Here is an 18,965-nt window from a genome sequence, read left to right on the forward strand (position 1 = left end):
CTCCACCAAATCAGTTACTTTTAGTATAGCATACTACAACTCATTTTCTTTACGCTTACGTGTTAATTTTATAATCTCATTTTCTGTAAAATACGTTAATAAATGCGCATGGCATGTAAAGAAGATAACTTGTCTATCTTTCGCAATTTCTTTTATAAGTTCAATCGTTCGATTCGTCCTTACCGCGTCAAAATGTACGAAGCTATCATCAATAATAAATGGATAGTCATGCTCAAACGTTTTCGCTAGCGCGAATCGCAATGATAAATATAACTGCTCCGCTGTCGCTTGGCTTAGTTCATGACTGTAAAAACGCATACCATCGTTACGTTCGACAATGAACGGTTCTGCTTCTGACGGTGAGAATATTTTACTATATCTTCCGCCTGTTAAATACACGAAATACTCTTCGGATTTTTGTAAAATACGCGGCAAATGCACTTCATGATAATATTGCTTCGTTTTCGTTAATACTGTCTTTGCGGCCGCATATGCAGCCCACTTCTTCACTTGTTCACGCACTTGCGCTTTTTTCATTTCCCACTCATGTAGTAAATCACCATACGTACTGCCTTCTTCTAAATTCGCAATTTCTATTCGATGCTTCGCAATACGCTCTGTCAGTTCTTTCTCTTGCGCCAGACAGCTTTGCGCGGCTGTAATTTCTTGCTTTAATTTTTCATCATAACCGTCAGCCTCATAATGCTCAGCTAATGACAAACTCGTTAAGCGCTGTTCTAACAAATCAATTTGAGGTAATAAACGCCCCACTTGCTTATCCGCGTCTTCACGTTTATCTGCCAATTTTCCTGCTTCTAAAAACATCTCTTCATCTGTAGATTCTGCGATATGCCATAACCCATCTCGATCTACTAGTAGTTGTTTTAATTGCTCTTGCATGAACTCATATTCTTCTTGCCATTCCGCCAGCTTCTCTTTCAGCTGCTTACAAGTTTGGCGCTTCTCTTTTTCATTTTGCATACGACTTTGCGCCTCATGCAAATTACTATACTCCGTGCTACCGATAACAGTTTCTAGTTTATGCTCAAAGTGCGAAATCATTTCATATAATGAAGATTTCCGCTTACTTTGCTTCTCTAAATCACGATATAATTGCTGCATTTTTTCAATACGCTCAAACGCTGGCAACATGTGCGCATATGTAAAAAATTCAGGGAACATATAGCGCGTTTTATACACATCTACTTGTTCGCTAATGCGGAACGTTTCTCGCTCCCATTCCTCATAAGATGAAACGACTTTATCATAAGCACGTTCCATTTGTTGTAATTTATAAGACTCTCGCTCAAATAACTTTCGAATCTCTTCATCCTTTTCTAACTGATAACGAACGGACATCGCCTCTTCACTTTGACGCCCGCCAGCACTTTGCTGAAGAGTAAGAAGCTCTTCTTGTAATCCACCCGAAGGATCTTTATATAAAACGAGTGCTAAAACAATCCCTACAAAAACAATCACACTAATAAATAACAGCACGCGGTTATCTATAAATAGACTCGTGAATAAAACAAGCGTGTTAATAAGAAGTAACAGAAGACAAATTCTTTGCCACTGTTTTTTCTTTTGCATAGCCGCCCCTGTTTTTTCCTCATACTTACGCTTCATTCTCTCTGCGCCCATACCGATAAACGCCGCATCTTGAAATGATTTTTCTCTCTCAACTAACGTATTTCGTTTTTCATCAGCTAACATTTGCTGACTTATTTGTTTTATATTTTCTTCTTGCTCTTCTAATTGCTCCTGAGCCGTTTTGAAACGTTCATCAAGCTGTGTTTTTTGCGTTTCTAACTCTCTCGCTTTTTGCACCGTTTGTGTAATTAATTCTTTCGTCGCTAAACTTATATCAAATGAAAGAACAGTCTCTTGTTCAAAAGTAGCGCCAATTTGTTGCTGTAGTTCTGCGATTTCTTCTTTTATATTCGCAATACTTCCCGTCATATCACGCATTTCTTGGCGTGCATTTTCATAAGACATATGCTGCATACGAAGTTCTTCTACGTAACTTTCTTTTTGTAAAAATGCTTCATCTATTTCTGTGGAATCAATTTCTGATTGCACTGTTTCTATCTTTTTTTGAAGCGAATCTACTTGTACTTGCAGCGGTTCTATCTTTGCCTTTACCGCCTCATAGCGCGCCATTCCGTTTACAGGAAACTGCCCGCTCTCGCTTTTCAACACTTTCTCGTGCGCACTCTTTTCAATAACGAGAGGCTCAAGCGCCGCTAATATTTCATAGTCTTGCTTTCGTCTTTCGGCTGACTCTTTTTCCGCACGAACAGAAGCAAGTTTCTCTTCACTTTCTTTTAACTGCTCGACCTGTTTTTCATACGTGCCAATCTTCCCTTGCCACTCTTTCATCTTTTCCTCAATTTTCTTCATCTCTTGCAGTGACACGTTAATTTCAGGATTACGACCACTCGGCTTAAAGCGCTGATTCATTTCTTTTTCTAATTTTTTATCTAACTGCAATAACGCATCACTTCCGACTGCGCTGGCCGAAAATAAATAATTGCCGATATCCGCTTCGCCGAGCTGATGAATATTTTGCAAACCATGCATATCAAATGAAAAAACAGAATCAAATAAGCTTTCATTCACACCGCTTAATATATCGTTTAAAATATCTTCGCCGCCAGTTTTCCCGCCTTCAAAATAAACGGTCACTTCACCAGCTGCCGTCTTTGGCAATCGTTCAATTTTCAAACGGCCGTACTTTTCTGTTTGAACAGTGACCGCTCCGCCATACTTCCCGCCTTCTTTCGGCTCATAACGGCGCTGTCCTCTCGTCGGAAAACCGAATAAAATACTTTTCATAAACGAGCGAATTGTCGATTTTCCCGCTTCATTTTCACCGTACAACACCGTCAGCATTGACAGATCCATTTCCACATTTTCTAGTTTTCCATAGCCATAAATATGGAGTTTTTCAATTCTCATTTTTTATCCCTCTCTTGCTGGAATAATTGCTCTAAAATAATATTTTCCGCTTCCTTTTGAATCTCTTTCTTCTCTTCTTCCGTAAAAGCTTCAATGCTATTACGTGCTACAGGAGATGTCCAAATGGTGCGCAACACTCCGTCCATATTTGTGAAAGCTTCTAACTCTTTCAGCACACTACCGACGAAATGATTTTCTTCTTTCAAACGTTCAATTTCCGCAAAAGAAACCGTCTCATTTTTCCACTTCATCGCATACACAAAGTCTTTTCGCTCTTCGCCAGCTGCTAAAATATGAAAAATCTCTTCCACGCGCTTGTCTTCACGCAAATAAGGAGAAAGTGGCCCCTGCCCTGTAAATACGACAGTTAAAAGCGTGCCTTCCTCTTCTCTTCTGCATTCATTCATCGCAGTTGACGCGCTCGTCATAAGATCATCAACAGTTTCAAGTCCATCGATACTAACTTCAATCTCATCCCACACAACATCCGCCGTATGGAAAAACGAACAATGCGTTCCTTGTTTCGTGAGTTCAATCAGGTACGCACCTTTCTCCCCTGTTTCCTTACGATGACGCCCTTGTATATTACCCGGATAAATAATGCACGGCTCTTCTGATAAAATTTCACGTTTATGTATATGACCAAGAGCCCAATAATCAAACTGCTTTTCTTTCAGCTCACGAATTTGAAACGGTGCATAACGATTATGTTCTGCATCCCCTTCCACACTTCCGTGAAGCATTCCAATATGGAAAGGCGCATCACTCATTTTCGTATACTGCGCTGTCATATTATCCGTTACCGCTTGCTGCAAATAACTAAAACCATAAATAGAAGCTACAAGCTCACCATTTTTATAAAATGACTTCTCTTCCACATAAGGCTCCGTAAACACGTGAACATTTTCCGGAAACTCAATCGCTGCCCAGCTTCCTCCTAAATGATCGTGGTTACCATGAATAATAAAAACGGGAATATCGTACTGCGAAAGTCTCTTCATTTGCTCACGCACAAACACTTGCGCTCTCAAACTTCTCGTCTCCGCATCATACAAATCCCCGGCTAGTAATACGAAATCAACGCGCTCTTGAATCGCTTTATCAACAATACGCTCGAACGATTCAAACGTACTTTGCTTCATTCTCTCCCAAACAGACTGTGGTACATTCATTTCCATCCCTTTAAACGGACTATCCAAATGCAAATCAGCCGCATGTATAAACTTCACTTGTTTCACAAATAACGATCCTTTCTATAGTTCAAAAGTTTCATCTTATCCGCATGAACACAAACAATAAATGCTCAATTGTTGAAAACTAGTAATAAGCGGGAGATAAAAAATCCCCCACTAATTAAAGTTTCACTTTACCCCGTATTAACGGGCAGTAGGCAAAGAAGCCAATCTGAAAGTAAACTGCCCATAAATACCCGATTGGTTCAACTAATAACTAGTGGGGATGAAAAGACTCCCTACTAGTTAAAGTTTCACTTTACCCCGTATTAACGGGCAGTAGGCAAAGGAGCCAATCTGAAAGTAAACTGCCCATAAATACCCGATTGGTTCAACTAATAACTAGTGGGGATGAAAAGACTCCCTACTAGTTAAAGTTTCACTTTACCCCGTATTAACGGGCAGTAGGCAAAGGAGCCAATCTGAAAGTAAACTGCCCATAAATACCCGATTGGTTCAACTAATAACTAGTGGGGATGAAAAGACTCCCCACTAGTTAAAGTTTCACTTTATTGTAACACGCAATGTCATATATTTCTTTGCATATTCTATTGATTTATGCCAAAATAGTTATAAGATTCTGATTTTAATTATTGGAGGGAATTTTCATGGGAGTATACGTTCTAACAGTCTTTGAAAAAGATGGTTCAAAAGCATTAGACGAATCATTCGAGGCAGCAACTGAAAAAGAAGCGAAAGCAAAAGGTGAATCTATTTTACAAGAAAAAGGATTGTATGAAAAAACACATCGCTGCACATCTTCTGCAGGTAAGCTCGTTTTATTCCAGCGCTAAAAAAAGAAGCGTCATCCGCTTCTTTTTCACTCTACTATATCTTCGTCACACCACGTAAACACCACATCTAGAATGCGATTACCGATACGTACGCGTTTATTCCATTTACCTGTTTGGATCTGATGTTGCAATTCCGCTTTCATCTTTTCCGTCCAGTCGTGAATCGTGTCACTACGGTCGTACGGATATACGCCTGGAAATTCTTCCTGCAGAAGATGCAAGCTCTCTGCATCAAAATGAAAATGGAAGAAGTAGTTTGCTGTAAGCGATGGTTCTTGCAATCGTAAAAAATGATCATCAACTTGCTTTCTATTTCTATAGAAAGTAAAGATATTCACTTTACCGCTCGTAATTTGGTCAATTTGAATTTCGTGCTTCTCTATAATCACGTCTTGCCCACCTCGTTATATACTACCCTTAGTATATATGTCTTTTGCAACAAAGTTAACCATTTTCGCGCGAAATTCATTTCCTTCATTATATTACCCGTACCTCCAAGTACAATCAGGACAAATAAACAAAGTTGAAGGGGAGCGATCACATGTATTTCGGAAGCAAAGGTTGGTATGTAAAAGAACTTAAAAAATTAGGGATTCGTACTTACGAAGGTAAAAAACTAGAATCTTATCGTACACATATTTTATCTAGTTTACTTGAGAGAATGAAGAAAGCTTCGGCTTAATAGATGTAGGAAGCGACTACGGTTGCTTCCTTTTTATTTACTAAATAAAAAGGAAATCATCATACCTTAACTTTACCGTTATACTTCCTTGATAGAAACCGCCCATTATCAACTGAATTTCTAGTACCAAATACTCTTCCAGATAATCATTTGTATATATTTTAAATTCTCCATACTTATTAACTCGTCCGCTTCCAACATACATATCACTACTTGTTATGACAATTGTTGAATGGGGTTCTGCACGGCCCAATATACGATTATTACTATAGTCCAAAGCATCCACATTTATTTTTTGATGAATATTATTAACTGAATCTCTACATTTATTTTCACACAAATTAACATTGCTTTCTTCAGCCCTCGATAGCGCTCGATTCCTACTAGTCTTTTCTGAAGAGAAAGCAACATTCCCCAGCCAACTAAACCTATCAAATGTAGTAATAGGTAGAAACATCTACGTTAACTCCCCCATTCTTCCAATACTTCCATCTCATTTTTTATCAACTACGGTCTTTTAATGAACTTACAGCAATACGTTTTATGTTGGGGTAAAAGAAAATAACTTTGGTTTTCCATTCAATTTCGCACTGTTAATTTGTACAGAACACATAGAATACTGTTTTTCACCCCAGATGTAATGACAACACCACACAAAAGAAACCACGATCCATTAAATGTAAATTCATCTTCAAATATATTAATAATAATTATGTTGCCAATTATTAAGAGAATCCATGAAATGGAATACTGTTTTCCATTTGTAATATATAAAATTTCATCCTCATAACAGACTGTAATTCCCCCACCTTGCCAAACACCAATAGCGAAAGAAATAAGCGTAACTGCCAGTAACTCTGCTTGTAAATCCCTAGTCATTTGTTGCGGCGCCGTATAAGTAATAATCCCTATCATCATGAGAAAAGTTATAATATCTATCCAGTTTAATTTTCTTTGTTTGCTTTGCAGCCAAAGAAAATTAATACAGGAATTAAAAGCAAAGTTTCCATTTAATTATTCTTCTTCCTTTCCTACATTAGAAACGTCTATAATTGTAATGCAATTAGATTGTTCTTAAATCTCTCATACTTTCTGAAGCATAACATGAGAAAGAAATAAAAAAATCGTACAAAAGGGCAAGCCTATAATGTACGATTGGGCATATATAATGTTTTAAAAATGAATTAACTTCCTTTCAATAGATACAGCTACTGCTTCTGACCGTGAATTAACACCTAATTTATTGTATATATTTGTTAAATATGCTTTTACCGTTCGCTCAGCTATTCCCATATCAAATGCAATTTCTTTATTCTTATATCCGCGTGCAATAGCTTTCAGCACAAACAATTCTTTAACCGTTAAGTTATTTTCTGCAACCTTATCAGCATGTACTTCTTTCCTTTTATACTTCACTATCTTTTCCATAATATTTGGTTGTAGTAAAATCTCACCTCGAATAGCCGCTTCCAATGTTCGAAACAAATTCTCTCGATCCGTATCTTTTAGCAAATATCCTTTTGCCCCTAACTCAATTCCCTTTAACATTAATTCATCTTCGTTATAAGTAGTTAATATAATAATCGGCGTATGGTTTTGTTTTTCATTCAAAGCCTCAATTGTTTCTAAACCACTCATTTTAGGCATATTCAAATCCATTAAAATGACATCAGGTTTCTTCTTTTCTATGAAAGAAAGGGCTTCTTCTCCGTTTGCAGCCTCACCTATAATTTGAAATGAATCACTCGTTTCTATTATTAATTTCAGACCTTCTCTTACAACGAAATGATCATCTACAATTAATACGTTATGTTTCATGGCTATCTCCTTCTTTATTTATAGGCACTTGAATATACACTTTCGTACCTTTCATCTTTTCACTCAATATATGTATTTCTCCCTTAATCAATCGAACACGCTCATTTAGACCAATTAAACCATAATGTCCAGGATTCTTACCGATATATCTAGTGTCAAAACCAATTCCATTATCTTCAACTTCAATAGTAAGTTTTTCAAGATCATCGATATATTCAACATTTAAATTTACATCTGCTGCCTGTGAATGTTTTGCGATATTCGTTAAACATTCACTAATTACATATAAGCAGTGCTCTTTTACTACGCTTGAAATATACGGTGGACTTTGGATAGTAAATCTCACATGTATAGACGTAGCTTCAGAAAAACGTTGAATCTCTTCTTTTACTGCTCCATTAAATGAATTAGTAGTATGACGCAAATCATCAATAACCAACCTTGCATCATGTAAAGTTTGTCTCGCTCTTATCATAGTTTGTTTCATAATCTCTTGAGATCGTCCTGTATTCCCTTTTTGCATATGGGCATCTATCGCTTCCAATTGCATAATTAAGCTTGCTAAACCTTGCGCTAACGTATCATGTAAATCTCTTGCCATACGCTGCCTTTCATTAGCTAATGTCAATTCTTCCACTCTCATATATGCAGACTCTAACTCTTGAATATAGCTCTGTATACGATTACGTGCATCAAATTGCTGCTTATTAATATAAGAAAAAGGAATAATAATTGCTAACACTAAAAGAAACATAGAGATAAGAATAGCTAATTTATTCACACCATAATTGATACTAATTGCAGCACAAAATATTGCATACATAAGAGTAAAAACTGCCATTACTTTAAATATATTGTTATAAACATATAAACTTTGGGCGATTAAAATAGGAGTTAATCCAACAAAAATCGCTATCGAAGCATTTGTTGCAATAAACGCAGCCAAAAACACAATGAAAAGTTGTACAAAAAAGAAGTACAACAATTGCCTATTTTTTAATGAACTCGCATACCAATGAAAAATAGTATGAATAACAATGACTATTGTAAAGAAAAAACTATCCATAGAGAAAATATTATTACGAAATTCTAAAAGTACTGAAGCTATATATACGAGTGTAATCCATAAAATAATAAACCTTCTTGGAATAAATACCACTTCCAATACATTTGTATCCAAATCTATATTTAAACTTATTTTTTTCATATCTGACCTCCACCATTACATTATACAAGATGCAACTTACATTTTGATAAAGTGAAGGCTTTTACATACAGCCCGACTCCCACAAATAGCGGGATAAGTCCCTTATTCCTCTTCATCCTCATTACCAAATACAAATATGAAATATTGTATATCGAAATGCATTGATGTTTATGTAAGATTATTATTCAGCAATCCATACAATGCTACATAATTAATGTATATTTTAAAAGTTTGCACAATCAAAATCTCCTCAAAGTATAAACGACGACTTTCTGTTCCCTTTTATTTAGTGCTAATGAAATAATCATTTAAACCAAAAATGCTATAATAAACCCAATCAAACTAAGGGGGAACAACTATCTTGCACGGAAAATACATTCAATTTCATGAGTTTGGTAACCCAAAAGATGTATTACAAGTTGAATCTAAAAATATAGAACCATTAAAAGATAATGAAGTTTTAGTTCGTATGTTAGTTAGACCGATTAATCCATCTGACTTAATTCCCGTAACCGGAGCATATGCACATAGAATCCCTTTACCTAACATCCCTGGTTATGAAGGTGTTGGTATTGTAGAAGATGTAGGCGCGGGCGTTACTAGAGACCTTATCGGTAAACGCGTATTACCTTTACGCGGAGATGGTACTTGGCAAGAGTTCGTTACAACATCAGCTGACTTTGTAGTCCCTATTCCTGATTCCATCGATGATTTTACAGCGGCACAAATGTATATTAATCCCCTTACGGCGTGGGTCACATGTACAGAAACGCTAAACTTAAAACAGAATGATATTTTATTAGTAAATGCTTGTGGATCCGCTATTGGTCATCTTTTTGCTCAGTTATCACAAATTTTAAACTTCCGATTAATTGCAGTTACGAGAAATAGTAAACATACAGAGGAATTACTTCAGCTCGGTGCTGAATATGTAATAGATACCTCCACTGCCCCACTTTATGAAACAGTTATGGAATTAACAAACGGGCTCGGTGCGGATGCTGCGATTGATTCTATCGGGGGACCGGATGGAAATGAATTAGCTTTCTCCTTACGTCCAAACGGGCGCTTTTTAACGATCGGTCTTCTATCAGGAATACAAGTTAACTGGGCAGAGATTGTCACGAAAGCAAAAGTGCACGCGAACATATTTCATTTACGACATTGGAATAAAGAAGTGTCACCATATAAATGGCAAGAAACGTTTCGTCACTTAATTCGCTTAGTGGAAAATAAGCAATTACGTTTTATGAGAGTCCATTCTACGTATGACTTAGCGGATGTGAAAACAGTAGTTGATGTTGTACAGTCTGCTGAGAAAACGAAAGGGAAAGTGTTTTTGACGAGTTATTAAATGCAATTGAAGAATCTATTTTGATTGATTTTTTCAAAATAGATCTTTTTATGTCTTATAAACCCTATTTTAGTATCCCGCTTCAACTACCTAAAAAATAACATTGTCAACAGAACTTAAATTGGTTATCATAAAAGCGAATATAACAGGAGATGAGCAGATGAATATAAACGAAAAGAAATCTTTTTCAAAAGTTTCTCGGCGGAAATTAGTCGATGAAGTGTTGGAACGTTTACAAGAAAAAATCTTTTCTGGCGAGTATGAAGTTGGTGATCGCCTCCCTACAGAGCCGCAATTAATGGAAGAATTAGGTATAGGGCGTTCGACGCTGCGAGAAAGCATAAAGATATTAGTACATGCCGGCATATTAGAAGTTCGACAAGGACAAGGTACTCGTATTGTCTCACTAAATACAACGCAAGATTCATTTGAAAAACGACTGCAAGCAGCTAATATTAATCATGTGTATGAAGCAAGAAATATGTTAGATAAAGAAGTAGCGATGTTAGCGGCACAGCGCCGAAGTGAAGAGGATCTTTTATACTTAAAAGGACATTTGAATAAAAGAAAACATGCCCTTCAAGAAGGAAATTATGTAGCATACATAGATGCAGACATTCAGTTTCATCTAGCAATTGCAAAGGCGAGCAAAAACGAAGTTCTACTTGATTTGTATCAATCTTTCGTACCTGCCCTTCGCCACATTTTAAGCCAATTAATATTAAATACAGTGAACTATGAAGATAACTCTGAAATTCATGAAAAATTATTCCAAGCTATTTTAAAACAAAATGCCGAAGAGGCACGAACATACGCCGTTCAAAATTTGGAGCTGAAATAAGCTCCTTATATATTACACTTAAACATCAGATGATATACTCAATAACATCTGATGTTTATGAGAGGAGAAAATCAAATTGAAACATCAAGGACGAACTTATTTGTATATACTAGCACTATTTTTTGTTTCCATTAATTTACGTATCGGAATTACATCTATTTCACCTTTATTAGAAACCATCCGACAAGACTTAAATATAAGCAATTTTTCCGTTAGTTTTTTAACAGCTATTCCTGTTTTTTGTATGGGGACATTCGCCTTAATGACTGGGAAGGTAATTAAAAAATATGGGGCAGAAAAAGCAATTATGGCTTGTCTTATTTTAATTGGCTTTGCTACATGTATGAGGGCTTTTACCTCTTCCATTTCCACATTATTCGCGAGCTCTTTATTTATCGGCATTGGAATTGCACTTGCAGGTCCGTTACTATCAGGTTTTATTAAAGAAAAATTCCCTACGAAAATCGGCTTAATGATTGGAATATATTCAGTAGGCATGGGAACTGGCGCTTCTTTAAGTGCAGGATTAACGATTCCTTTACAACATGTATTAAAAGACGATTGGAATATGGCACTCGCTTTTTGGGGTGTACTTACTATAATCGCTATTATATTTTGGTATCCGGTTATGAAACGAAAAAAGAATACGAGCACACAAGATAAAAAGAATAATAGTTTACCTTTAAGAAATAAAAAAGCATGGTTGTTCACAATCTTTTTCGGACTACAATCAGGAATCTTTTATTCCATTACGACTTGGCTTGCGCCCGCAAATCAAAATATGGGTGTCAGTAGCGAACAAGCTGGTACTCTCATAACTGTTTTTACAGTTGTTCAAATGATATGCAGCTTTTTAATTCCAACATTAGCGGATATTTATAAAAACCGAGCACTTTGGTTATTAGGGAGTATATGCTTTGTACTCGTAGGTTTATCGCTTATGATTTACCCACTAACTACACCATGGATCCCTTCTATTTTACTAGGTATCGGGCTCGGCGGCGTATTCCCACTCGCTCTCATGCTACCGCTATATGAAACAAAAACTTCAGAAGATGCGAGTGCATGGACCGCTATGATGCAGTCCGGAGGATACATTATGGGCGGATTCATTCCTGTCCTAGCAGGAATCGCTCGTGACTATTTTGATGGTTATACGCAAGTTTTTATTATAATGGCACTTTTAAGCTTCATTTTATTCCTATTAACTTTAGTCATGAATAAAAGGAAAAGAAATGCAGAAGATCTTTTCTCCGCTTAAATTTAAAATGTTAATATATGGTGTAATTTAATTAAAAACGAAAGGAGCTTCTAACATGTGGTTCATTTCGGCAATCGCGCCTGTTGTAATAGTTGGTGGAATTGTAGTATTTGTAATTAAAAGATTGGAACATAAATATAAGAACGGAAAATTAGGTAAGAAAAAATCTCAAAAAGCTCAACTGTTATTAGATAGTTTCATACCTATGGGAATGCTTGTTGGCTGTATGATTGGTTTGATTTTCGGTATGTTTTTTCCGGATTCCTCACTACTTTCCATTAGTTTAGGATCTGGAATAGGCTATTTATTTGGTTATTTCGCCTATGAAATTTATAGCAAGACAGGTAATGAGTTTTCATAATCCAAAAGAAATAAGTGAGGACAGTACATAGTAGCCATATACAATATGTACTGTCCTTTATTTTTGCATCAACACTATCACCTTCCCTTTCATATCCTATACACCTTTTTTATTGATTTCCCTCTCCTTATCTCAAATAACAATTTTATTATTTATCATAAAGTTAACACTCTCGTTAAACATATATAAAGATTGTTGTATTTCTTACTTTTCTCCTTGAAAACAATATATACTACATTTGAAATAAGCGGGTACGTCTGCTTATTATCTAAATTCCCGTGCAATACCCCCTCACGAAATGCTAGGAGCAATCCTAGCATTTTTTACAATAACGTTTGACGAAAAAGTTTTGGCACTTTAAACATATGTAAATTATAGTTTCTTTTCAACTTTATCACTTAAACCGTTATATCATTTGAGTGAGCTAGTACATCCGCCCTCATCTTATTTTTTCCACTTATAAAAATCCGTCCACTCTTCTTCATTTTAACTTTAATCACGAAACAAAAAAATCCCCTCAAAGCATAAGCTTCAAGGGGTGAGCCTGTATTTTTACTTACTTATATACGTACAGCTGTACCACTTACAGCAACCATTAACATTCCATCACGAACAACTTCATAATCTACGTCAATACCAACGATAGCGTTCGCACCTTTTTGTTTTGCAAGTTCTTTCATTTCATCCATTGCGATATCACGAGCTTCTTTTAGCTTGCTTTCGTAAGAACCAGCACGACCACCGACAACATCACGAACGGAAGCGAATAAGTCGCGGACAATATTTGCACCCATAATAGCTTCACCATTTACAATATCGATATACTCAATAATTTCTTTACCTTGAATTCCAGACGTTGTTGTTACAATCATGACTGACACTCTCCTAATAACTTATAGTTTTTTGATTAGCTTTCTTATGTCTTTATTATGACATGGAAAAAGTATCTAATCTATTGAATTACCTTACATGAATGTGACAATTTTGTAAGAATGAAACGCCTATTATTTTTAATAAAGCGCTTTAGCATCAGGATACATAAACGATTCTCTATTTTCTTTCCAATCCTTTTCTACTTCTTTAAAAGTTGGTCGCCCTACTTCTTCCTTGTTTTTCTGTTTACGAAACCATTTCTTCACATACTGATCTCCATTTTTCTTTTGAACTGTACAAAGAAAACTATTACTACTATCCTTTACTATTTTTACAATCACGAAAAGACACCTCTTTCCTTTTCAATAAAGTGAAACTTTAATCAGCCCTCACCAATCGGGCTTTTACGGGCAGCCCGACCCCCACTTAACTTCTTTGCTTTCACTAAATTTTGAGGTGGGGGTCTTACTGCCCACAAATAGCGAGGTAACAGAATAGAACTTGATCTTTTACTATAAGCCCTTCCTCTCTTATAGTCATACGACTCCTCGGCCGCGCCAAAGTTGTAAGATCAAAAAACGATATTCACTATGTTTACATTTTGCATAATTGATATGTGAAGTAAATATTATTTAAAGAAATCAGAGTTATAAGCATTATGCTTATCAAATATTTTATAGATTTCTAACTTATCATCTAATTTTGCATCTACTAAAATTAATATATTTCCATCGTAAATGTATTCTTCATATTTTTTAGCATGTTCTTCAGGAATTCCTAATCCGATAAATGCTCCTATTAAACTTCCAGCTCCTCCGCCAATACCGGCTCCTCCAATAGCTGCTGCGATAGGTCCCGCTGCTACGATTGGACCCATTCCAGAAACAGCAAGTATACCAAGACCTGTTAATAAACCACCAAGTCCGCCTGCTACTCCTCCTGCCACAAGCCCTGTCGCTGAAAAGATATCCGCTTTATGTGCCGTTTCACTATTCACTTTTTCACCCGATTTTTCTTCCAGATGTTCAATTTCCTTTTGATCCTTCGCAATAGCTGAAATGTTACCCGCCGAGTATCCTTTATCTTTTAATTCATTAATAACGAATGCCGCATCATCAATTGTTCTAAAAATACCTACTATTTTTCTATCTACATCCATAACTATTAACCTCCTAAAGTTTTATATAATGTATCTTTATCTTTCTTCATTTCTGTATACACTAACCTTCTTATTAACATAACCATTTACGAAAAAAGCGAATAGTAAAAGCATTACAAGCGAACTACTTAACAAGTAAATTAAATCAAATGTAATATCAATCATCATTTCATTCATGTATACCAGACTCCTTTTCATTTAAAGTAAAAGTATATTTTTATAGACTAGAAATCTTACAATTCATCTTCAGTCAATCTCTTTGTAGTATATGTATACCCTTCGTAACCCTTTCTAAACCTAAAAAACTATAATTATATTTTTTCTTATTTATATGTTTAACATTTTTTAAAACGGGTATGTTTATATTGTTATGCTTACTATACAGAAAGGAATATTTCGATGAATGCAATCCAATCTACTACTATTCTTTATAATGAAACACCTACAATAACGCAGATTCATCATTTTTATGCTTTAATGACAACATTTCAAACTAATCTATTTATAAGTAAACACGGAACACTTACTTCTATTAAAACCTTAAGCACATTAATATCCTTCTTCCTTACTGTAAAAAAAAGAGAGCTTGTATTATTTATCTTTGAAGGAATAGATGCAAAAAAAGCTTTAAGAACACTCTTTCCTTCTTAAAAGTTTTATTATCCCCCTATTCCCTCAATCGTTACTTTTCATATATGTTTATATTTCAAAATGATTTCCTCTATTCAAAACGAGACCCCCTTATACAATAGGGGGATTTCTAGTTTGGCCTTATGAAAACTGATATAATATATATTACGTTTTTCATTCTTTACAATAGAAAACTTTGAATAACCTTGAAGGTAGGAATTTTTAATGAAATCGAAAGCAAAATTTAGTATTCGCTACAAAATTATGTCTGGTTATTTAGTTATGATTTTGTTCTTACTTATTTCTTTCATTATGTTAAACAATGAGATTTCCAATTTACAAAAATCTCGTAATTTTATTATTGATCACGATTTTAAAGTTCTTAATTTAACGAATCAAGTGGAGAAAGAATTGCTAACAATTGAAAATAAAGCGAAAGGATTTATTACTTCTAATAACGCAAATTACGTGCAATCCCTTAACACTGCGGAAAAGGATTACGAAAAACATTATCAAGATCTTTTGGCTCTATTAGAGGATAACCCCTCTCAGCAAGAAAAATTAAAACAGATTAACGAAAATATTAATAGTTGGATTAATAAAGAGATTCATCCATTAATTACAAATCACAATAGTAATAACATACAAGCAATTGACACGACTCAAATTCAGTCATTACAATCGCAGCTAACTAACTTCCGTGGTGTAGAGGAGCAACTAACGAAAAAAAGAGCTGCACAATTAGATACTGAAAATAATAAATTAGAGATTTGGTTATACAGTTTATTGTTCTTACTTTCTTGTATTTCTATTATCATTTCACTCTATATTTCGAATTCCATTACAAAAACGATTAAAAACGTAATTCAAGCTATTAAATCCATTTCTTCTAAAGAAAAAATTACTGAAAGAATTCATGTAAACACGCGGGATGAAATAAAAGAGCTTGCTCATACAACGAACCACCTACTAGACGAAATATCTAAAAGAGAGTGGTTACAAACCGAGCTTGCAGAATTAATTTTAATGTATCAAGGTGTACCTTCTATTGAGATGTTAGGTAAAAAAATTCTTAGTGGAGTTATACAAAAAACGCAAACCTCTTGCGGTGCATTCTATGTACGTGAAGAAATTGAAGAAACTGTCTACTATGTGAAGAAAGCTTCTTTCGCCGATCAAGGTTCTGATGTTGGAAAACAATCCATTAAAATGGGTGAAGGTTTAATTGGGCAATGTGCTTTAGAAAAACAAAGCTTTATTCTTCGAGAAATACCAGAAGAATTTCGTTATGTCACTAGCGGCTTATTAGAAATACGCCCTCAAAACCTACTAGTCATCCCTATCTTATTTGAAGATGAAGTGATCGCAGTAATGGAGTTAGTAAGTGTAACTGAGATTTCAGACTTACATCAAGATTTAATTCAACAAACCGTTGATAACCTAGGTCTAACAATCCATAGTATTATGGGACGTATGCGAATTCAAACGCTTTTACATGAATCACAAGCAATGACGGAGGAGTTACAAGTTCAATCAGAAGAATTGCAAACGCAAGCTGAAGAACTACAAATGCAAGCCGAAGAATTACGAACAACGAATGAACAACTAGAGTCTAGAACTGAAGAGGCTGAACAAAAGACAACTGATTTAGAAATCACTAAATCAGAATTAGAAGAAAAAGCAAGTGAAATATTACGTAGCTCAAAATACAAATCAGAATTCCTAGCAAATATGTCACATGAATTACGCACACCGTTAAATAGTATTTTACTATTATCTGAAATGTTAAGAGAAAATCATGATAATCATTTATCCGATGATGAAATTGAATTAGCAACCGTCATTCATTCATCAGGGAAAGATTTACTTACTTTAATTAATGACATACTAGATTTATCTAAAGTAGAAGCTGGGAAACTAGATGTTATTTTTGAAGCAACGAACATAAGTGACATGGCAGCAAATATGCAGCAAAACTTTTTACATATAGCTGCACAAAAAAATGTCGAATTTACTATTGAAGACAGTGATATTATTCCTGATTTATTTTATACAGATGCAAAACGGATTGAGCAAATTATTAAAAATTTATTATCCAATGCATTTAAATTCACGGAAAAAGGATCCGTCTCTTTACATTTCGATCCGATAGAAACAACCAATTTGAGTAATGAAATGCAGTCTATAAGTAATGATTGGATTACAATTTCAGTAAAAGATACTGGTATTGGTATCGCTACAGAACAGCATCAACTTATTTTCGAAGCTTTTCAACAGGCAGATGGAGCAACGATTCGGAAATATGGTGGTACAGGCTTAGGATTATCTATCTGTAAAGAGTTTGCTAGATTATTAGGCGGTTGGATTACGTTAGAGAGTAATGTAGGAGAAGGCAGTACTTTCACCGTATATATCCCTAACCTTCCAAATGGGTTAACTGATATACAAGTATCCAATTTAGAAGTTGCAGCAACGATAGAAGATGTTATTCCTGCTGAAGTTATTGAGGAAACTATAGTTACTCCAGAAACAAATAACGTCTTCCAAGAGAAAACTATTTTAATTGTCGATGATGATCATCGAAATATATTTGCATTACAAAATGCATTAGAAAAACAACATGCCAACATTATTACTGCACAAAACGGCATAGAGTGTTTAGAAATACTAAAAAGCAATACAAATATTGACCTTATCTTAATGGATATTATGATGCCAAATATGGACGGTTATGAAACGATGGAACATATCCGAATGAATTTAGGGTTACATGAAATACCTATTATCGCATTAACTGCTAAAGCAATGCCAAATGATAAAGAAAAATGTTTATCTGCTGGCGCTTCAGATTATATAAGTAAACCATTAAATTTACATCAACTCTATTCGGTAATGAGTGTATGGTTAATAAAATAAGTGAGGTTTAGTTTAAGTGGAAAATAAGTATTATAATTTTGATCCATCCGTAGATATGGATAAGCGTACGAACTTAGAAATTGAATTACTATTGGAAGCGGTATTTAAACTGTCAGGATTTGATTTTCGCCAATATGCTCGCACATCTATTTATAGAAGAATTTGTAATAGAATGCAGCTCTCTAATATCCCTACCATTTCAAAATTAATTGAAAAAGTAATTCATGAGGAAGGGTTTTTAGAACAGTTATTAAATGATTTCTCCATTAATGTAACTGAAATGTTCCGTAACCCTACTTTTTTTAAAGCGTTAAGAGAGCATGTTATTCCTGAATTAAAAAAGTATCCTGAAATTAGAATTTGGCATGCTGGATGCGCAACTGGTGAAGAAGTGTTATCAATGTCCATCTTACTTCACGAAGAAGGATTAAGTGAAAAAGCTGTTATTTACGCAACAGATATGAATACAAATGTGTTAGAAAAAGCAAAACAAGGCATCCTTCCGTTAAATAAAATGCAAACTTATACGAAAAACTATTTACAAGCTGGCGGTACACAAGCATTTTCTAACTATTATTCAACAGATAGTCGTTTTGCTTATTTTAATCCATCCCTGTTACAAAACATTATTTTTGCGCAACATAATTTAGTAACTGATCAGTCTTTTAACGAATTTCATATTATACTTTGCCGTAACGTTTTAATTTACTTTACGAGTAAACTTCAAAACCAAGTACAGCAACTATTTTATGAAAGTTTAGGCCACAATGGATTCCTATGTTTAGGAAATAAAGAAACTCTTCGTTTTTCAGATATAATGCCGCATTATATCCAATTTAATCCTAACGAACAAATCTATCAAAAAATACAATAAAAAGC

19 protein-coding genes and 1 pseudogene are annotated in these 18,965 nt (G+C 34.9%); 9 read left to right on the forward strand and 11 right to left on the reverse strand.

The window, feature by feature from the left end:
* Window positions 1–33 precede the first annotated feature (33 nt).
* The gene (locus tag CQ058_RS07560; protein ID WP_105589549.1) at window positions 34–2,958 is read right to left on the reverse strand and encodes an ATP-binding protein; all 2,925 of its coding nucleotides are present in this window, start codon (window positions 2,956–2,958) and stop codon (window positions 34–36) included.
* Window positions 2,955–4,196, reverse strand: a complete 1,242-nt coding sequence (locus CQ058_RS07565) for a metallophosphoesterase family protein (protein ID WP_061674053.1) — start codon at window positions 4,194–4,196, stop codon at window positions 2,955–2,957. The genes CQ058_RS07560 and CQ058_RS07565 overlap by 4 nt, the downstream gene beginning before the upstream one ends.
* A 602-nt stretch (window positions 4,197–4,798) precedes the next feature.
* Between CQ058_RS07565 and CQ058_RS07570 the strand changes: the two genes are divergently transcribed.
* Window positions 4,799–4,984, forward strand: a complete 186-nt coding sequence (locus CQ058_RS07570) for a YhzD family protein (protein ID WP_000539551.1) — start codon at window positions 4,799–4,801, stop codon at window positions 4,982–4,984.
* Window positions 4,985–5,010: 26 nt separating this feature from the next.
* Here the strand turns inward: CQ058_RS07570 and CQ058_RS07575 are convergent, their stop codons facing one another.
* Window positions 5,011–5,373, reverse strand: a complete 363-nt coding sequence (locus CQ058_RS07575) for a hypothetical protein (RefSeq protein ID WP_002064091.1) — start codon at window positions 5,371–5,373, stop codon at window positions 5,011–5,013.
* Between the two features lie 152 nt (window positions 5,374–5,525).
* Here CQ058_RS07575 and CQ058_RS07580 point away from each other — a divergent pair, with 152 nt between their 5' ends.
* Window positions 5,526–5,666, forward strand: coding sequence for a YflJ family protein (locus CQ058_RS07580; protein WP_000273535.1), 141 nt, complete (start codon window positions 5,526–5,528; stop codon window positions 5,664–5,666).
* A gap of 40 nt (window positions 5,667–5,706) precedes the next feature.
* On the opposite strand, the gene CQ058_RS07585 is transcribed toward CQ058_RS07580, so the two are convergent.
* The 4 genes and pseudogenes from CQ058_RS07585 to CQ058_RS07600 all read right to left on the reverse strand — a co-directional run bounded on the left by CQ058_RS07585 (window position 5,707) and on the right by CQ058_RS07600 (window position 8,691).
* On the reverse strand, window positions 5,707–6,123 hold the full coding sequence (locus tag CQ058_RS07585) for a hypothetical protein (RefSeq protein ID WP_002188599.1): 417 nt from the start codon (window positions 6,121–6,123) through the stop codon (window positions 5,707–5,709).
* A gap of 122 nt (window positions 6,124–6,245) precedes the next feature.
* A pseudogene (locus CQ058_RS07590) lies at window positions 6,246–6,676 on the reverse strand (hypothetical protein).
* Window positions 6,677–6,839: 163 nt separating this feature from the next.
* On the reverse strand, window positions 6,840–7,484 hold the full coding sequence (locus CQ058_RS07595; RefSeq protein WP_002087211.1) for a response regulator: 645 nt from the start codon (window positions 7,482–7,484) through the stop codon (window positions 6,840–6,842).
* Window positions 7,474–8,691 (reverse strand): sensor histidine kinase, encoded by a 1,218-nt coding sequence (locus tag CQ058_RS07600; protein WP_088044841.1) that lies wholly within the window; start codon window positions 8,689–8,691, stop codon window positions 7,474–7,476. The genes CQ058_RS07595 and CQ058_RS07600 overlap by 11 nt, the downstream gene beginning before the upstream one ends.
* Before the next feature lie 361 nt (window positions 8,692–9,052).
* Here CQ058_RS07600 and CQ058_RS07605 point away from each other — a divergent pair, with 361 nt between their 5' ends.
* From CQ058_RS07605 to CQ058_RS07620, 4 genes are all read left to right on the forward strand, one after another.
* The gene (locus tag CQ058_RS07605; RefSeq protein ID WP_142396332.1) at window positions 9,053–10,045 is read left to right on the forward strand and encodes a zinc-dependent alcohol dehydrogenase family protein; all 993 of its coding nucleotides are present in this window, start codon (window positions 9,053–9,055) and stop codon (window positions 10,043–10,045) included.
* A 160-nt stretch (window positions 10,046–10,205) separates the two neighbouring features.
* Complete coding sequence (locus tag CQ058_RS07610; RefSeq protein WP_002188592.1) at window positions 10,206–10,886, forward strand: FadR/GntR family transcriptional regulator; 681 nt, start codon at window positions 10,206–10,208, stop codon at window positions 10,884–10,886.
* Window positions 10,887–10,962: 76 nt separating this feature from the next.
* Window positions 10,963–12,147: an MFS transporter gene (locus CQ058_RS07615; protein ID WP_105589552.1), complete on the forward strand. Its 1,185-nt coding sequence runs from the start codon at window positions 10,963–10,965 to the stop codon at window positions 12,145–12,147.
* 55 nt (window positions 12,148–12,202) lie between these two features.
* The gene (locus tag CQ058_RS07620) at window positions 12,203–12,508 is read left to right on the forward strand and encodes a hypothetical protein (protein ID WP_002188590.1); all 306 of its coding nucleotides are present in this window, start codon (window positions 12,203–12,205) and stop codon (window positions 12,506–12,508) included.
* Window positions 12,509–13,068: 560 nt separating this feature from the next.
* On the opposite strand, the gene CQ058_RS07625 is transcribed toward CQ058_RS07620, so the two are convergent.
* From CQ058_RS07625 to CQ058_RS31755, 4 genes are all read right to left on the reverse strand, one after another.
* Complete coding sequence (locus CQ058_RS07625) at window positions 13,069–13,380, reverse strand: YbjQ family protein (RefSeq protein ID WP_000637510.1); 312 nt, start codon at window positions 13,378–13,380, stop codon at window positions 13,069–13,071.
* Window positions 13,381–13,518: 138 nt separating this feature from the next.
* Window positions 13,519–13,722, reverse strand: a complete 204-nt coding sequence (locus CQ058_RS07630; RefSeq protein ID WP_002188588.1) for a DUF4028 family protein — start codon at window positions 13,720–13,722, stop codon at window positions 13,519–13,521.
* A gap of 287 nt (window positions 13,723–14,009) precedes the next feature.
* A complete protein-coding gene (locus CQ058_RS07635; RefSeq protein ID WP_002011077.1) occupies window positions 14,010–14,540 on the reverse strand; it encodes a general stress protein in 531 nt (176 codons plus the stop codon).
* Window positions 14,541–14,576: 36 nt separating this feature from the next.
* Window positions 14,577–14,717 carry a hypothetical protein gene (locus tag CQ058_RS31755; RefSeq protein WP_002011076.1) on the reverse strand — a complete coding sequence of 47 codons (141 nt, stop codon included), beginning with the start codon at window positions 14,715–14,717 and terminating at the stop codon, window positions 14,577–14,579.
* Between the two features lie 222 nt (window positions 14,718–14,939).
* Between CQ058_RS31755 and CQ058_RS07645 the strand changes: the two genes are divergently transcribed.
* From CQ058_RS07645 to CQ058_RS07655, 3 genes are all read left to right on the forward strand, one after another.
* Window positions 14,940–15,191 (forward strand): hypothetical protein, encoded by a 252-nt coding sequence (locus tag CQ058_RS07645; protein WP_105589553.1) that lies wholly within the window; start codon window positions 14,940–14,942, stop codon window positions 15,189–15,191.
* Between the two features lie 204 nt (window positions 15,192–15,395).
* Window positions 15,396–18,086, forward strand: a complete 2,691-nt coding sequence (locus CQ058_RS07650) for an ATP-binding protein (protein WP_105589554.1) — start codon at window positions 15,396–15,398, stop codon at window positions 18,084–18,086.
* Between the two features lie 16 nt (window positions 18,087–18,102).
* Window positions 18,103–18,960: a CheR family methyltransferase gene (locus tag CQ058_RS07655; RefSeq protein WP_002166216.1), complete on the forward strand. Its 858-nt coding sequence runs from the start codon at window positions 18,103–18,105 to the stop codon at window positions 18,958–18,960.
* Window positions 18,961–18,965: the final 5 nt, after the last annotated feature.

Source organism: Bacillus sp. MYb56 (assembly GCF_002976445.1).
GTDB lineage: Bacteria > Bacillota > Bacilli > Bacillales > Bacillaceae_G > Bacillus_A > Bacillus_A mycoides.

What these genes read in the sequence shown, in the direction of transcription:
- CQ058_RS07560 (WP_105589549.1), bottom strand. Translation starts at nt 2,958, where the DNA reads ATGAGAATTGAAAAACTCCATATTTATGGCTATGGAAAACTAGAAAAT.
- CQ058_RS07650 (WP_105589554.1), top strand. Translation starts at nt 15,396, where the DNA reads ATGAAATCGAAAGCAAAATTTAGTATTCGCTACAAAATTATGTCTGGT.
- CQ058_RS07570 (WP_000539551.1), top strand. Translation starts at nt 4,799, where the DNA reads ATGGGAGTATACGTTCTAACAGTCTTTGAAAAAGATGGTTCAAAAGCA.
- CQ058_RS07595 (WP_002087211.1), bottom strand. Translation starts at nt 7,484, where the DNA reads ATGAAACATAACGTATTAATTGTAGATGATCATTTCGTTGTAAGAGAA.
- CQ058_RS07580 (WP_000273535.1), top strand. Translation starts at nt 5,526, where the DNA reads ATGTATTTCGGAAGCAAAGGTTGGTATGTAAAAGAACTTAAAAAATTA.
- CQ058_RS07645 (WP_105589553.1), top strand. Translation starts at nt 14,940, where the DNA reads ATGAATGCAATCCAATCTACTACTATTCTTTATAATGAAACACCTACA.
- CQ058_RS07585 (WP_002188599.1), bottom strand. Translation starts at nt 6,123, where the DNA reads ATGTTTCTACCTATTACTACATTTGATAGGTTTAGTTGGCTGGGGAAT.
- CQ058_RS07600 (WP_088044841.1), bottom strand. Translation starts at nt 8,691, where the DNA reads ATGAAAAAAATAAGTTTAAATATAGATTTGGATACAAATGTATTGGAA.
- CQ058_RS07620 (WP_002188590.1), top strand. Translation starts at nt 12,203, where the DNA reads ATGTGGTTCATTTCGGCAATCGCGCCTGTTGTAATAGTTGGTGGAATT.
- CQ058_RS07610 (WP_002188592.1), top strand. Translation starts at nt 10,206, where the DNA reads ATGAATATAAACGAAAAGAAATCTTTTTCAAAAGTTTCTCGGCGGAAA.
- CQ058_RS07625 (WP_000637510.1), bottom strand. Translation starts at nt 13,380, where the DNA reads ATGATTGTAACAACAACGTCTGGAATTCAAGGTAAAGAAATTATTGAG.
- CQ058_RS07635 (WP_002011077.1), bottom strand. Translation starts at nt 14,540, where the DNA reads ATGGATGTAGATAGAAAAATAGTAGGTATTTTTAGAACAATTGATGAT.
- CQ058_RS31755 (WP_002011076.1), bottom strand. Translation starts at nt 14,717, where the DNA reads ATGAATGAAATGATGATTGATATTACATTTGATTTAATTTACTTGTTA.